General features: G+C 69.0%; 13 protein-coding genes. 5 read left to right on the top strand and 8 right to left on the bottom strand.

The features are described from left to right. Window positions 1–5 precede the first annotated feature (5 nt). The 5 genes from MRBLWH3_RS07360 to MRBLWH3_RS07340 all read right to left on the bottom strand — a co-directional run bounded on the left by MRBLWH3_RS07360 (window position 6) and on the right by MRBLWH3_RS07340 (window position 5,208). Window positions 6–809, bottom strand: a complete 804-nt coding sequence (locus MRBLWH3_RS07360) for an SURF1 family protein (protein ID WP_363435365.1) — start codon at window positions 807–809, stop codon at window positions 6–8. Window positions 810–889: 80 nt separating this feature from the next. Then, window positions 890–2,008, bottom strand: coding sequence for a GuaB3 family IMP dehydrogenase-related protein (locus MRBLWH3_RS07355; protein ID WP_363435362.1), 1,119 nt, complete (start codon window positions 2,006–2,008; stop codon window positions 890–892). Window positions 2,009–2,329: 321 nt separating this feature from the next. Continuing rightward, entirely contained in the window at window positions 2,330–4,018 is a 1,689-nt protein-coding gene (locus tag MRBLWH3_RS07350) for an ABC-F family ATP-binding cassette domain-containing protein (protein WP_363430088.1), read from the bottom strand. 86 nt (window positions 4,019–4,104) lie between these two features. After that, window positions 4,105–4,389, bottom strand: coding sequence for a DUF2277 domain-containing protein (locus MRBLWH3_RS07345; RefSeq protein ID WP_342001601.1), 285 nt, complete (start codon window positions 4,387–4,389; stop codon window positions 4,105–4,107). Window positions 4,390–4,554: 165 nt separating this feature from the next. Continuing rightward, the gene (locus tag MRBLWH3_RS07340; RefSeq protein WP_363430086.1) at window positions 4,555–5,208 is read right to left on the bottom strand and encodes a TetR/AcrR family transcriptional regulator; all 654 of its coding nucleotides are present in this window, start codon (window positions 5,206–5,208) and stop codon (window positions 4,555–4,557) included. Between the two features lie 96 nt (window positions 5,209–5,304). On the opposite strand from MRBLWH3_RS07340, the gene MRBLWH3_RS07335 reads away from it, so the two are divergent. After that, window positions 5,305–6,768 (top strand): MFS transporter, encoded by a 1,464-nt coding sequence (locus MRBLWH3_RS07335; RefSeq protein ID WP_363430084.1) that lies wholly within the window; start codon window positions 5,305–5,307, stop codon window positions 6,766–6,768. Between the two features lie 132 nt (window positions 6,769–6,900). On the opposite strand, the gene MRBLWH3_RS07330 is transcribed toward MRBLWH3_RS07335, so the two are convergent. Both MRBLWH3_RS07330 and guaB read right to left on the bottom strand, forming a co-directional pair. Further along, window positions 6,901–7,524 carry a TMEM175 family protein gene (locus MRBLWH3_RS07330; protein WP_363430082.1) on the bottom strand — a complete coding sequence of 208 codons (624 nt, stop codon included), beginning with the start codon at window positions 7,522–7,524 and terminating at the stop codon, window positions 6,901–6,903. A gap of 173 nt (window positions 7,525–7,697) precedes the next feature. After that, window positions 7,698–9,200 (bottom strand): IMP dehydrogenase, encoded by a 1,503-nt coding sequence (guaB, locus tag MRBLWH3_RS07325; protein ID WP_363430080.1) that lies wholly within the window; start codon window positions 9,198–9,200, stop codon window positions 7,698–7,700. Window positions 9,201–9,570: 370 nt separating this feature from the next. On the opposite strand from guaB, the gene MRBLWH3_RS07320 reads away from it, so the two are divergent. The 4 genes from MRBLWH3_RS07320 to MRBLWH3_RS07305 all read left to right on the top strand — a co-directional run bounded on the left by MRBLWH3_RS07320 (window position 9,571) and on the right by MRBLWH3_RS07305 (window position 13,709). Next, window positions 9,571–10,854: an ABC transporter permease subunit gene (locus MRBLWH3_RS07320; RefSeq protein WP_414685397.1), complete on the top strand. Its 1,284-nt coding sequence runs from the start codon at window positions 9,571–9,573 to the stop codon at window positions 10,852–10,854. A 2-nt stretch (window positions 10,855–10,856) separates the two neighbouring features. Further along, complete coding sequence (locus MRBLWH3_RS07315) at window positions 10,857–11,855, top strand: branched-chain amino acid ABC transporter permease (RefSeq protein WP_363430078.1); 999 nt, start codon at window positions 10,857–10,859, stop codon at window positions 11,853–11,855. 91 nt (window positions 11,856–11,946) lie between these two features. After that, a complete protein-coding gene (locus MRBLWH3_RS07310; RefSeq protein WP_363435357.1) occupies window positions 11,947–12,894 on the top strand; it encodes an ABC transporter ATP-binding protein in 948 nt (315 codons plus the stop codon). Further along, window positions 12,891–13,709, top strand: coding sequence for an ABC transporter ATP-binding protein (locus MRBLWH3_RS07305; RefSeq protein WP_363430076.1), 819 nt, complete (start codon window positions 12,891–12,893; stop codon window positions 13,707–13,709). The genes MRBLWH3_RS07310 and MRBLWH3_RS07305 overlap by 4 nt, the downstream gene beginning before the upstream one ends. 198 nt (window positions 13,710–13,907) lie before the next feature. Here the strand turns inward: MRBLWH3_RS07305 and MRBLWH3_RS07300 are convergent, their stop codons facing one another. Next, complete coding sequence (locus MRBLWH3_RS07300) at window positions 13,908–15,191, bottom strand: ABC transporter substrate-binding protein (protein WP_363430074.1); 1,284 nt, start codon at window positions 15,189–15,191, stop codon at window positions 13,908–13,910. Window positions 15,192–15,267: the final 76 nt, after the last annotated feature.

Raw genomic sequence — 15,267 nt, 5'->3', positions numbered from 1 at the left:
CCCGCTCAGGATGCTGCGGGCTCAGGGTCGTCGCCGGACGCGCGGTCGTCCTCGAAGTCCTCGACCTCCTTCTCCCACGCGTCCTTCGCGAGGCGGTACCAGAGGTAGAACGCGAAGGCCGCGAAGACCGCCCACTCGACGGCGTAGAAGATGTTGAGCCAGTTGATGCCCGAACCCTCGACCGGCGCCGGCGATGAGATCGCGTCGAGACCCGCGACGGCGTCGACCGAGACGATGTAGGGCCGGTAGACGAACAGGGCGTCGACATCGTGCCACTGGCCGAGCAGTGCGGCCGGCGACATGCGCGTCAGCGTCTGCGGATCCTCGCCACGGGGCGGAAGCACCGGCCCTTCGTCGGAGATCAGGCGTCCGGTCACCTCGACGGTCTCGGCGACGGATGCTGCGCCCTCGAGCTGCTCGACGGCCGCGCGCGCGTCCTCCTCGGTCGCGGCCCACCCGAGCGCCACCGCGACGGAGGTCGGGCCGACCGTCGCGCTCACGTCGGGGTCGATGCGCAGCTGCCCGGTCACCCAGTAGCCCTCGACGCCGTCGTTGTAGCGCGACTCGACGACGATGAAGTCGTCGGGCACCCAGCTGCCGCGCGTCTGAACGCGCTGGCCCACGAGCGGCTCGGGGAGGTACTGGCCCGGCAGCGCGACGTCCGCGAGGGGCTGCACCTCCTCCGTCGCCCCGGGGGGCACCGGATTCGTCTGCACCGCACGACCCAGCTGCCACTGCCCGAGCCACGCGAAGACACCCGCGACGACGAGGCAGAGCAGCAGCATCCCGATCCATCGCGGCCGCAGCATCACCTCGCGCAGGGTCGGCGGGAAGGCCTCGGGTGCGAGGTCGGCCGCTCCCGCCGGGTCGGGGTCGGTCATGGCATCCGTCATCCCGCGGCGTATGGCGCGACGACGACCTCGACTCGCTGGAACTCCTTGAGGTCGGAGTATCCGGTCGTGGCCATCGACTTGCGGAGAGCCCCGATGAGGTTCGCGGTGCCGTCGGCGACCGGGGCGGGGCCGTAGAGCACCTCCTCGAGCGAGGCGACCTGGTCGACCTTCACGCGGCGGCCGCGCGGCAGCTTGGCGTGGTGCGCCTCGGGTCCCCAGTGGAAGCCCTGGCCCGGAGCATCCGTCGCCCGCGCAAGCGCGACCCCGAGCATGACGGCGTCGGCGCCCATCGCGATCGCCTTGACGATGTCGCCCGATGTGCCCACGCCGCCGTCGGCGATGACGTGCACATAGCGCCCGCCCGACTCGTCGAGGTAGTCGCGGCGCGCGCCGGCGACGTCGGCGACCGCGGTGGCCATCGGGGCATGAAGGCCCAGGGTGGCCCGCGTCGTGGACGCCGCTCCCCCACCGAAGCCGACGAGCACGCCGGCGGCGCCGGTGCGCATCAGGTGCAGCGCGGCGGTGTACGTCGACGCACCGCCGACGATGACGGGAACGTCGAGGTCGTAGATGAACTTCTTGAGGTTCAGCGGCTGGTCGACGCTCGAGACGTGCTCGGCGGAGACCGTGGTGCCGCGGATCACGAAGAGGTCGACGCCGGCGGCGACGACCGTCTCGTACAGCTCCTGGGTGCGCTGCGGGGTCAGGGAACCGGCGACCGTGACGCCCCCGGCGCGGATCTCGGCGAGGCGATCGCGCACGAGCTCGGGCTTGATGGGCTCGGCGTAGAGCTCCTGCATGCGGCGGGTCGCGGCGGCCTTCTCGAGGCCGGCGATCTCGGCGAGCAGCGGCTCGGGGTCGTCGTAGCGAGTCCAGAGACCCTCGAGGTCGAGGACGCCGAGCCCGCCGAGCTGACCCAGCATGATCGCGGTGCGCGGGCTCACGACCGAGTCCATCGGGGCGCCCAGCACAGGGATGTCGAAGCTGAAGGCGTCGATCGTCCAGGTCGTCGAGACGTCCTCGGGGTTGCGGGTGCGCCGCGACGGCACCACGGCGATGTCGTCGAACGAGTAGGCACGGCGCGCGCGCTTGGCCCGGCCGAGTTCGATGTCCATGCTCACGCGTCCACCCTACCCGGCGGCCCTGGCCGCCCTTCGCTCTCCGACGATGCCCCTTTTCCGCCGACCTTGCCCCATCTGCGCTGACCATGCCCCTTTTCACGCGAGCATGCCAGGGCATGGTCGCGTCGGGAAGGACATGGTCGCGTCGGGAAGGGCATGGTCGCGACGGGAAGGACATGGTCGCGACGGGAAGGACATGGTCGCGACGGGAAGGGCATGGTCGCGACGGGAAGGGCATGGTCGCGTCGGGAAGGGCATGGTCGACCAACCAGCGTGAGCGGGGCCGGATGCTGCGGAACGCGGCATCCGGGAGGCTCAGCGTGCGCGGGCGACGCGGGACTCGTCCCACACGGGCTCGCTGGATTCGAAGACCCGGCCGTCGGAACCGAAGACGAGGAAGCGGTCGAAGGACTTCGCGAGCCAGCGGTCGTGCGTCACCGCGAGCACGGTGCCCTCGAAGCGGGCGAGCGCGTCCTGCAGCGCCTCGGCCGAGACGAGGTCGAGGTTGTCGGTCGGCTCGTCGAGCAGGAGCAGCGTGGCGCCCGAGAGCTCGAGCAGCAGGATCTGGAACCTCGCCTGCTGTCCGCCCGACAGGCTGTCGAAGGTCTGCTCAGCCTGCGCGACCAGTCCGTAGCGGTCGAGCGCGCTGCTGGCCGCCTCGCGTGGCAGACCGGGCCGGGCGTCCTCCCCGCGATGCAGGATGTCCAGCAGCGTCTTTCCGTCGAACTCGGGATGGCGGTGGGTCTGCGCGAACCATCCCGGCAGCACGCGCGCGCCGAGCATGACGCGGCCGGTGTGCGCCACCGGCGCGAGCCCCGCGCCGGTGGTCGTCACGTGCCCGAGGCGCCCGTCGGGGTCGGTGCCGCCGCGGGCGAGCAGCCGCAGGAAGTGCGATTTGCCCGAGCCGTTCGAGCCGAGCACCGCGACCCGGTCGCCGAACCACACCTCGAGGTCGAACGGCTTCATGAGCCCGGTCAGCTCGAGCTGCTCCGCCACGACCGCGCGCCGCCCGGTGCGCGCACCGCGCAGGCGCACGTCGAGGTCGTGCTCCCTGGGGCGTTCCTGCGGCGGACCCGCCTCCTCGAACTTGCGCAGGCGCGTCTGGGCGGCGCGGTACCGCGAGGTGAACGTGTCGTTCGCGGTGGCCTTCACCTTGAGGGTGGCCACGAGCTCCCTCAGCTTGACGTGCTGCTCGTCCCAGCGGCGGCGCAGTTCGTCGAGGCGCCGCATCCGGTCCTCCCGCGCACGGTGATACGTGCCGAAGCCGCCGCCGTGCACCCAGGCCGTGCTGCCTGCGCCGCCCGCCTCGAGCGTCACGATGCGGTCGGCCGCCCGGGCCAGCAGCTCCCGGTCGTGCGACACGAGGAGCACCGTCTTGTTCGTCTCGCGCAGGCGCTCCTCGAGCCAGCGCTTGCCGGGCACGTCGAGGTAGTTGTCGGGCTCGTCGAGAAGCAGCACCTGGTCGGGGCCGCGCAGCAGCGCCTCGAGCGCCAGTCTCTTCTGCTCGCCGCCCGAGAGCGTGGTGAGCTCGCGGAACCTTGCCCGCGAGAACGGGATGCCGAGAGCCGTCGTCGTGCAGGTGTCCCAGACGGTCTCGTACTCGTAGCCGCCGGCCTCGGCGTAGTCGGCGAGCGCCCCGGCGTAGCGCATCTGCGTGTCGAGGTCGTCCTGCTCGATGATCGCCGCCTCGGAGTCCTCGAGCTCGCGCGCGGCACGGCGCACACGGTCGGGCGAGACGGAGATGAGGAGGTCGTGGACGGTCTGCCCGGCCTCGCCGTGGCCGACGAACTGGTCCATCACGCCGAGTCCGCCGTCGATCGAGACGGCACCCGAGAGAGCGGGCGTCCACCCCCGGATGATCCGCAGCAGCGTGGTCTTGCCGGCACCGTTCTGCCCGATGAGCGCCGTCGTCGACCCCTCGCCCACGCGGAACGAGACCTCGTCGAGCAGCGGGCGGCCGTCCGGCAGCGCGTACGAGACGGCGGCGATGTCGATGTACCCCACGGTGTTCCCTGTCTGCTCCGCGGGACGGGTTCGTCCGATGGGGAGCCGACCAGAATACCCCACCGCTCAACGACCGGGGGCGGGGCTCAGGCGGCCGGCGCGGCGTAGCGGCCGGACTTGATCGCGCGCTCGCGCGCCTTGGCGGCCTCGACTTCGCGGTTCTTCGGCGGCGTCACCGCGACGAGGTCGTCGAGCAGGTGCTGCGTGATGTGCGCGATCTCGTGCACGGCGCGATCGAACGCCTCCTGGTTCGCCTTCGACGGCTTCGTGGTGCCCGCGATCTTGCGCACGTACTGGAGCGCGGCGGCGTGGACCTCTGCGGACGAGGCGGCGGGCTCGAAGTTGTGGAGCGTGTGGATGTTCCGGCACATGCCCCCGACGATACGCCGCGCTCCCGACGCGCGGCCAGGGTGCGGCATCCACGCCGTCGCGCCGTGTGTCTACCAGCGGTCAGTGCCCACCTGCTACCAGCGGTCAGTGCCCACCTGCTACCAGCGGTCAGTGCCCACCTGCTACCAGCGGTCAGTGCCCACCTGCTACCAGCGGTCAGTGCCTCGCGGGAGGACCTCGAGCACGTGCGGCAGCTCGCTCGGGAAGCACGAGCGGAACAGCTCGGTGATCTGCGGGTCGGAGCCGTAGTCGTCGACGATGCGCAGACCGATCATCGTGCTGATGAGCATGCCCTCGGCCAGGAAGGCGCGCGCCTCGTCGGTGTCGAGCCCCATCTCGTCGCGGAAGAACCGCCACACCGAGGCGAAGCCGCGGCGGGCCGCAGCCCCGATCACGGGGTTGCTGCCGAGGAGGTAGGCATGCGCCAGAGTCTGGTGCAGACCCCGCACTTCGATGAGGTCGACGTAGGCGCGTCCGATGCGCTTGCCGGCAGTGATGCCTGCACCGTCGTCCTCCTCGGCGAGCGCGGCCCGGAAGGCTGCGAGCAGCCGAGCCAGGGCATCCTCGATGGCCGCGAGGAACAGATTCTCCTTGGAGCCGAACAGCCGCACCACGTAGGGCTGGCTGACGCCGGCGGCGCGGGCCACCTCGTCGGTCGTCGCACCTTCGTAGCCCCGAGTGCCGAAGACGGCGAGCGCGGCCACCAGGATCTGGCGACGCCGCTCGTCCGACGACAGGCGCTTGCCGGCCTCGGCCGGTTCATCGAGTGCGACGCCGCCACCCAGCCCTGCAGATGTCATGGCGAAAGGTTATCAGCGAATGACTTGACTTTGTAATCAGTCGATTACTACATTGCTCTCTAGCAGGTAATCATCCAATTACAACCGGAGACTTCCATGACCGACCTCTCCCTCGCCCCAGGCACCCGGCGGACCCGTCCGTTCGCGCTCGTGCTGGCCGCGGCATCCCTCCCGATGTTCATGGCCACGCTCGACAACCTCGTCATGACTAACGCGCTCCCGGTGCTGCACCGCGACATGGGAGCGAGCGTCGAAGAGCTGCAGTGGTTCGTCAACGCGTACACGCTGGCGTTCGCCGGCGCGATCCTCATCGCCTCCGCTCTCGGCGACCGCTTCGGGCGGCGCACGCTGTTCGTCGTCGGCATCGCAGTGTTCGGCGCCGGCTCCGTGCTGGCCGCCCTCAGCACCGACCCGGGTCAGCTCATCGCCGCCCGCGCCGTGCAGGGCCTCGGCGCCGCCGGCGTCATGCCGCTGTCGCTGGCGCTGCTCAGCGGCGCGGTCGCCCCGGCCAGGCGCGCCCTCGCCATCGGCATCTGGGGCGGCGTCTCGGGCCTCGGCGTCGCCGTCGGGCCGCTGATCGGCGGTGCGATCATGGAGGGCTGGGACTGGCAGGCGATCTTCTGGATCAACCTGCCCGTCGCCATCATCGCGATCCCGCTCGCGATCATCGTGCTCGACAACGACTTCGGCGCCCGTGCGCGCATCGACGTGCCGGGAGCCGTGCTCGCTGCGGCGGGCGTGCTCGCCCTGGTCCATGCGATCGTCCGCGGCAACGACGACGGCTGGGGCTCGGGCGGGGTCATCGCCGAGATCGTGCTCGGCGCCCTCCTCCTCGCCGCATTCCTGTGGTGGCAGACGCGCGCGCAGGCCCCGCTGATGCCGCTGCGCCTGTTCCGCGACCGCTCGTTCTCGATCACCAACATCGTCGGCTTCGCGTTCAGCTTCGGCACGTTCGGCGCGGTGTTCATCCTCATCCAGTACCTGCAGGTCGTGCAGGGGTCCACCCCGCTCGAGGCCGCCGTGCAGACCACCCCGTGGACGCTCGCGCCCATGATCGTCGCCCCGATCGCCGGCATCCTCGCCCCGCGCGTCGGCACGCGCGTGCTCCTGGTGCTCGGCCTCACGCTGCAGGGCACGGCGCTCACCTGGATCGCCGCCGTCATGTCGATCGACCTCGACTACCCGACGCTGATCGCCCCCTTCGTGATGGCGGGTGTCGGCATGGCGCTCGTGTTCGCCCCCTCGGCGACGGCGCTGCTCGCGACCCTCGGACTCATCGACCATGCCAAGGCGTCGGGCGTGAACTCCACGGTCCGCGAGCTCGGCGTCGCCCTCGGCACCGCCGTGATGACGGCGATCTTCGTCAGCGCCGGCGGCGAGCTCCTCCCCGACATGTACGTCGACGCCGCGCGCCCCGCCGTCTTCACCGGCGCGGCCGTGCTGTTCGCGGCGACGATCGCGGCGCTGTGGCTCCCGTCCGGGAAGGGGACGACGGATGCTGCCGCCTCCGGCCCGTCCGAGACCGACGCCACCGAGCCCGAGCTCGCAGCCGCTGCATAGGCCTGCGCGTCGGGAGCGTGTGCTCTCGCCGAGATGACGCGGCGTGTACGCCGCCAGCGTGTCTTCTCGGCGAGAGCACATGATGTCGACGGATGCCTCGGCCCGGGGCATCCCGATGGCGCCGCGAGCGGGTCAGTCGCCCTTCCCTCGCAGAAGACGCGTGAAAGGTCCGTCAAGCAGGAAGAGCAGGAAGGCGGGAGACCCGATCCACGGGGCGAGCACCACCACCGCGGCCGAGATGAGCAGGGCGCTCAGCGAGCTGCGTCCGTAGGCCACGGCATCCGCTCTGCTCATGTCGGGCATCAGGGCTTCGCGCTGCCGCACCGCCCACCCCCACTGCAGCCAGCTGAACAGGATGGCGAGGAAGAACGTCACGGGCATGGCGAGCCGGCCCGCGAGCCACTCGGAGTACTCGGTCGTGAGGTTCGTCGCGAACGGCACGAGCACGATGAAGAGCAGCCGCGCGTTGTTCAGCCACACCGTCGTCGAATCGACGCGGGCGAGGTGCTCGAACTGCTGGACGTGCACCATCCACATCAGGCACAGCAGCACGAAGCTCAGCCCGAAGTTGAGGAACAGCTCGTACATGCCGCCGAGGGCCGCCCACATCTCGGCGTCGGAGTCGACCTCACCGAGTGAATGCTGCGTGAGATCGAGCACGAGCAGCGTCGCCGCGATCGCGAACACCCCGTCGGTGAACGCCTCGAGACGCGTGGTCCGCTGCGTCGCCAGGGGGTGCCGTCGCTGCCTGATCATGGCGCCCAGGGTAGCGACACCGCGCACTCGGGCGCCCGTCACACTCCGTCACCCCCGGCAGCGCACGCGATGCGATCGACCGGATCCCGGTTTCCCGACGAGTCTCGGCCGGATAGACGGATGCTGCGGCCCGGCGCGGTGCGCCGGGCCGCAGCATCCGTTCCCCGAAGGGGTTACTTCTTGTAGTTGGGCGCCTCGACGACGATCTGCACGTCGTGGGGGTGCGATTCCTTGAGGCCGGCGGCGGTGATGCGGACGAACTTGCCCTTGGCCTTGAGCTCCTCGATGGTGCGCGCACCGACGTAGAACATCGACTGGCGCAGGCCCCCGACGAGCTGGTAGGCGACGGCCGAGACCGGACCGCGATAGGCGACCTGGCCCTCGATGCCCTCGGGGATGAGCTTGTCGTCGTTGGGGACGTCGGCCTGGAAGTAGCGGTCCTTCGAGTACGAGGTCTTCTTGCCGCGGGTCTGCAGCGCGCCCAGCGAACCCATGCCGCGGTACTGCTTGAACTGCTTCCCGCCCTGGAAGACGATCTCGCCCGGCGACTCGTCGGTGCCGGCGAGGAGAGAACCGAGCATGACGGTGTCGGCGCCGGCGACGAGCGCCTTGGCGATGTCGCCCGAGTACTGCAGGCCGCCGTCGGCGATCACCGGGATGCCGGACTCACGAGCGGCGAGGTACGCCTCGTACACGGCGGTGACCTGCGGCACGCCGACACCGGCGACGACGCGGGTGGTGCAGATCGAACCGGGTCCGACGCCGACCTTGACGGCGTCGACGCCGGCGTCGATGAGCGCCTGTGCGCCCTCGCGGGTCGCGACGTTGCCGCCGATGACGTCGATGTGGTCGAAGCTCGCGTCGGCCTTGAGGCGGCGGACGATGTCGATGACGCCGGCCGACTGGCCGTTGGCCGTGTCGACGACCAGGACGTCGACGCCCGCGTCGCGCAGCGCTTCGGCGCGCTGCCACGCGTCGCCGAAGAAGCCGATGGCGGCGCCGACGCGCAGGCGGCCCTGTTCGTCCTTCGTGGCGAGGGGGTACTTCTCGCTCTTGTCGAAGTCCTTGATGGTGATGAGGCCCGCGAGCGTGCCGTTCTCGTCGATGAGCGGCAGCTTCTCCACGCGGTGCTGAGCGAAGAGGGCGATGACCTCGCCCGCGCTGATGCCGACGCGGCCGGTGACGAGGCCCTCGGTGGTCATGACGTCGCGCACCTTGGTGGTCTGACGCTCGAAGCCCGAGACGAAGCGCATGTCTCGGTTGGTCACGATGCCCACGAGGTGGTTGTCGTCGTCGACGACCGGAAGGCCCGAGATGCGGTACTGGGCGCAGAGGGAGTCGACCTCTTCGATCGTCGCGTCCGGGGTGGTCGTGATCGGGTCGGTGATCATGCCCGACTCACTCCGCTTGACGCGGTCGACCATCGCGGCCTGATCCTCGATCGAGAGGTTGCGGTGAATGATCCCGAGGCCGCCTTCGCGGGCGATCGCGATCGCCATGCGCGACTCCGTCACCGTGTCCATCGCGCTCGAGATGAGCGGGGTCGCGACGGTGATGCGTCGCGTCACCCGGGACGAGGTGTCGGCTTCGCTGGGGATCACGTCGGTGTGGCCGGGCAGCAGCAGCACATCGTCGTAAGTCAGTCCGACGAAGCCGAAGGGGTCGTTGTGCTCCATGGGGTCTCCTCGCGCGGGCGCGCGCGTGCTCTCGGGGTTTGGACGGCGGCGGCCGGTGCGCTCGTGACGCTCCGTACTCGATTCTAAGCGTCGGCGGGCGTCGTTTGTTCCCGGGATAACGGCACGCGCAGGCGCGCGCGAGCCGGTGAGTGCAGACCGGTTGCGATCGCATCACTTATCCACAAGGGACCTTGGGCGAAACAGCGACGACACATTACAGTCGTAGCGTCGTCATCACGGCCGATGCGACCCGAGCTTCGGTGTCCGCGTGGTGTGCCGAACTGGAGGTTCTGTGGGTCCTACGACTGCGACCGTGATCAACAGGCGCCGCTGGATCTTCGTGATCTTCGGCGTGCTCTTGGCCGCGGGAATGGTGTTCCTGTCCGCACCCACCGGTGCGCGCGCGGACGCCCCCGACACCCCAGGTGGCGACCAGGAGCAGACCGACTTCTACTTCGGCGGCGTGATCAAGTACGACGACGAGCCCGTCGAGGGCGTGACGATGTCGATCGAAGGCAACGGCTTCGAGGCTGAGACCGTGACGGATGCGGAAGGCAAGTGGCGTCTGTACGTGCCCGAGAAAGAGGAGTACGTCCTGACGGTCGACGAGGACACGCTGCCCGATGGCGTGATCGTCGATCCGGCGCAGCTGCCGGAGGGCATCCAGCCCAAACAGGGGACGACGGCGTCCTTCGACGTGACCTTCGGTCTCACCGGCTCGAAGATCGTCAACCTCTTCCTCGGCGAGGGCGAGCGCGTCACGACGTCGTTCTGGGACCAGCTTCTCGAGCGGTTCATGAACGGCATCAACTTCGGTCTGCTGCTCGCGCTGGCGGCCGTCGGCGTCTCCCTGATCTTCGGCACGACCGGCCTCAGCAACTTCGCCCACGGCGAGATGCTGACGTACGGCGCGGTCATGGCACTCATCTTCGGCGTGTGGCTGAACATCCCCATGTGGCTCACGATCCCGATCGTGATCGTGCTCGGCGCGGTACTCGGCTACGTCCTCGATGCCGGACTGTGGCGACCGCTGCGCCGCAGAGGGCTGGGCCTCGTGCAGCTCATGATCGTGAGCATCGGCCTGTCGCTCGCCGGCCGCTATGTCTTCCAGTACTTCATCGGCGGCGGCACGTATCAGCTCCCCGGAGCCGGAGCTCCGCAGGACATCCACATCGGTCCGATCTCGCTGTCGTGGATCGACGTCGCGTCGATGGCGATCAGCATCGTGCTGCTCATCGCCGTCGCGTACTGGCTGCTTCGCACCCGAATCGGCAAGGCGACACGCGCGATCAGCGACAACCCGGGCCTGGCGGCAGCATCCGGCATCAACGTCGACCGCGTGATCCGAATCGTATGGATCCTCGCGACCGCCCTCGCCGCGATCGCCGGTGTGCTGTGGGCCTACTTCCGCCCGGGCGTGAAGTGGGACATGGGTGTGCAGGTGCTGCTGCTCATCTTCGCCGCCGTGACCCTCGGCGGCCTCGGCACCGCGTTCGGCGCCCTCATCGGCGCCCTGATCGTCGGCATCCTCGTCGAGATCTCGACGCTGTGGATTCCGCCGGACATGAAGTACGTCGGCGCGCTGGCCGTGCTGATCATCATCCTGCTGGTGAGACCCCAGGGCATCTTGGGCCGGAAAGAGAGGCTCGGTTAGTCATGGACTGGGGACAGATCTTCAACAACACGGCCTATTGGGTCTTCAGCCCGGAGACCATCGCCTACGCCCTTGCGGCCACCGGTCTCGCCGTGCAGTTCGGGTTCGGCGGCCTGCTGAACTTCGGTATGGCAGGCTTCATGGCTCTCGGCGCCTACGGATACGCGATCTCGATCCTGAGCTTCGGCTGGCCCTGGTGGGTCGGCATTCTCGTCGGATGCGCCGCGGCCGTGGTCTTCGCGCTCATCCTCGGTATCCCGACGCTGCGTCTGCGTGCCGACTACCTCGCCATCGTGACCATCGCTGCGGCCGAGATCGTACGACTGCTGCTGACCACTCAGCTGTTCGACGAGTGGACGAACTCCGCCGACGGACTCGGCGGCTACCATGCCGGGTTCCGAGGGGCGAATCCGTTCCCCAAGACCGGCGCCGACGGCGAGCCGATCATCTACGGCTTCGGGCCGTGGCAGTGGACCGCCGACCAGCTGTGGGTCCGTGTCTTCGGCATCGTCCTGCTCGCGATCGCGGTGTATCTCGTGTGGGCGATCATGCGCAGCCCGTGGGGCCGCGTGCTCAAGGGCATCCGCGAGGACGAGGACGCCGTGCGCTCGCTCGGCAAGAACGTCTTCTCGTACAAGATGCAGGCGCTCATGATCGGTGGTGTCTTCGGCGCCCTCGGTGGCGTGGTGTTCGCACTTCCGTCCGCCGTGATCCCGGCGACCTACACGACGAGCCTCACGTTCTTCATCTGGACGATCCTGCTCCTGGGCGGCGCGGCCACCGTGTTCGGCCCCGTCGTCGGCTCGGTGATCTTCTGGGTCATCATGGGCTTCCTCGACAACGTCCTCCCGTTGCTGGCACAGTCCGACATCCTTCCGATCACGAGCCAGCAGGCCGCGACCCTCCGGTTCATCCTCGTCGGCGTCGCGCTCATGCTGATCGTGATCTTCCGCCCGCAGGGCATCTTCGGAAACAAGAGGGAGCTGACCTTTGTCAAGTAACCCGCCCAGCAACCCGCCCGCTGACGAGCCGGTGGTCCCCGCAGAGTCGGCGGCCCCGCCGGCGGCGCCAGCCACGACCGCGACCGGCAGCATCCGTCGTCCGAAGACCGCCGGGCTCGCGAAGGGGGATGCGATCCCGGGCGTCGCCAAGAACGACCCGATCCTCGTCATCGACGGTGTCACGCGTCGCTTCGGCGGCCTCACCGCCGTCGACGTCGAGCACCTCGAGATCCCGCGGAACGCGATCACCGCCCTCATCGGCCCCAACGGCGCCGGCAAGACGACGCTGTTCAACCTGCTGTGCGGCTTCGACAAGCCGAACAGCGGAACCTGGAGTTTCGACGGCAAGAACCTGTCGGGGATCCCGTCGTTCAAGGTCGCCCGCATGGGCCAGGTGCGCACGTTCCAGCTGACCAAGGCGCTGTCGCTTCTGACCGTGCTCGAGAACATGAAGCTCGGCGCCACCGCCCAGAAGGGCGAGAGCCTCTGGGCCAGCATCGTGCCCACGATCTGGCGCAAGCAGGACAACGACATCGAAGACAAGGCGATGGAGCTGCTCGCACGCTTCAAGCTCGATTCCAAGTCCGACGACTACGCGGCCTCGCTCTCGGGCGGTCAGCGCAAGCTCCTCGAGATGGCGCGCGCCCTCATGAGCGATCCGACGCTGGTGATGCTCGACGAGCCGATGGCGGGTGTCAACCCGGCGCTCACCGAGTCGCTGCTCGACCACATCCTCGACCTCAAGGACCTCGGCATGACGGTGCTCTTCGTCGAGCACGACATGCACATGGTGCGGCACATCGCCGACTGGGTCATCGTCATGGCCGAGGGCAAGGTCGTGGCCGAAGGCCCGCCCGACACCGTCATGCAGGACCCGGCCGTGGTCGACGCCTACCTCGGCAGCCACCAGGACGTCGACCTCGGCGTCGTGACCGGTCGCGTGGCCGGCGAGCTCGACGCGTCCGCCGAAGAGCTGCTCGAAGAGATCAAAGAGGCCGAGGAGGCCTCGATCGCCGAGGCCGAGGAGGAGAACAAATGACCGACGCTTCGACAGGCTCGGGGAACCCGGCGGGCACGACGGCCGAGGACGCACTCACCTCGGGCAGCGCGACCGCCGTCAAGAGCGATCGCATCGTCGTCGAGGTCAAGGACCTCACGGCGGGCTACCTGCCCGGCATCAACATCATCAACGGCGCCAACCTCATCGCCCGCAAGGGCGAGCTGATCGGCATCATCGGCCCCAACGGCGCCGGCAAGTCGACACTCCTGAAGTCGATCTTCGGCATGGTCAAGGTGCGCGGCGGCGAGATCACGGTAGACGGCACGAGCGTGGTCGGACTCAAGTCCGACAAGCTCGTGCAGCGAGGCGTCGGCTTCGTGCCGCAGACGAACAACGTCTTCCCCTCGCTCACCATCGAGGAGAATCTGCAGATGGGGCTCTACCAGCGCCCCAAGGCGTACGAAGAGCGGCTCGACTTCGTCACCGGCATCTTCGCCGAGCTCGGCAAGCGCCTCAAGCAGCGCGCGGGGTCGCTCTCCGGCGGCGAGCGACAGATGGTCGCGATGTCGCGCGCCCTCATGATGAACCCGTCCGTGCTGCTCCTCGATGAGCCGTCGGCCGGTCTGTCGCCCGTCCGCCAGGACGACGCCTTCATCCGCGTCTCCGACATCAACAAGGCCGGCGTGACCACGATCATGGTCGAGCAGAACGCCCGCCGCTGCCTGCAGATCTGCGACCGCGGCTACGTCCTCGACCAGGGCCGCGATGCCTACGAGGGAACCGGCCGCGAGCTGCTGAGCGACCCCAAGGTCATCGGCCTGTACCTCGGCTCCCTCGGCGCCGACGGGGTCTGACACCGACACGCAGATAAGAGGAGGGGACCGGATGCTGCAGCATCCGGTCCCCTCCTCTTATCTGCGTCCCCTCCCCCGCCGTGGGCGACGACCTCGGGTTCCGCACCGGTGAGACGAGGGGCGGTCGGCCCCGGACCGCCTCCGGGAACGCGACAGGGCCCCGGATCGCTCCGGGGCCCTGCGCTGCGTCAGCCTGGTTTACAGGTCGATGCGGGTGTAGGTGTTGTCGGCGCCGTACTGGAAGACACCGATGGTGGCCTCGGTCGGGTCGCCGTGCTCGTCGAACGTGATCGGACCGGAGTAGCCGTCGTAGTCGGCCGTGCCGCCGCCGAGGATGATGTCGGCGCAGTCGGCGAAGCTGTCGCACTTCTCGCCGTCACCCGAACCGCCCGAGACCTCCTGCAGCTTCGCGGCGATGTCGGCCGAGTCGCTGGAGTTGGCGGCGAGCGAGGCGAGCGCGAGCAGCACGACGGCGTCGTACGCCTCGTTGCCGTACGAGAAGTCGGTCAGCTCGCTGTTGCCGTCGGCGACCCACCAGTCGTTCAGGCGCCCCTGGAACTCCTCGTCAGGCGCGGGACCCGCAGGGGTCGTGCCCTTCGCACCCTCCATGCTCACGCCGGCAGGCCACTTCGGGTCGGCACCGAAGTTCTTCAGGTTGCCGTCGACGAGGTAGAGGTCTTCGGCGGGGTAGCCCGCGGCGATGAGCGCCGGACCGACCGTGAAGATCTCATCGAACGTGATCAGCGCGATCGCGTCCGGGTTCGAGGCGAGGATCGCGGAGATCTGGGCGTCGAAGTTGGTGTCACCGGTGTTGTAGGACTGCTCGGCGACGATCTCACCGCCCGAGCCCGTGAAGACCTCCTGGAAGACCTGGTTCAGGCCGGTGCCGTAGGCGTCGTTCTGGTAGAGGACCGCGACGTTCTCGTGGCCGTCCTCGGCGACGAGGTTGCCGAGCACCTCGCCCTGAAGTGTGTCGGCCGGAGCCGTGCGCCAGTAGAGGTTGTTGTCGTCCCAGTTGGTGAAGTCGAGCGACGTGTTGGCCGGTGAGAACGTGATGATGCCCGCGGCGACGGCGTCGTCGAGGAAGAGCTTGGTCACACCCGAGGATGCGGCGCCGATGGCAGCCGTCACCTTCTCGGAGATGAGCTTCTGGATCGTGGTGGCGTAGGCCTTGTTGTCGGTGTCGCCCGAGTCGCCCCACACGATGTCGTCGATGGTGATGCCCTTGGCGGCCTCATTGATGTCGGCGGCGGCGAGTCCGACGCCGGCCTCCTCGGGCGGGCCGAGGTACGAAAGGCTTCCCGTCTGGGGAAGGATCGTGCCGATCTTGATCGTGAGGTCGCGCTCCTCGGTGGGCGGGGTGGTCTCGTCGCCACCACCGGTGCCCCCACCGGCGCAGCCGGCGAGGACGAGGGCGCTGGCGCCGATGAGCGCGATGCCACCGAGGACGGTGGACGTGCGCGAGCGGGTGAAGACGCTCATGTTGCTCCTTGCTGTGCGATTACAACGGGAACGGCTCGGGCGCCGACCCAATGCACTAAACCTAATCGCCGTCAGG

Origin of the sequence: Microbacterium sp. LWH3-1.2 (assembly GCF_040675855.1) — a bacterium.
In the GTDB taxonomy this organism is placed as follows: domain Bacteria; phylum Actinomycetota; class Actinomycetes; order Actinomycetales; family Microbacteriaceae; genus Microbacterium.
The sequence above is the reverse complement of the archived record's forward strand: the minus strand, read 5'-3'. Positions and strand labels throughout refer to the sequence as shown.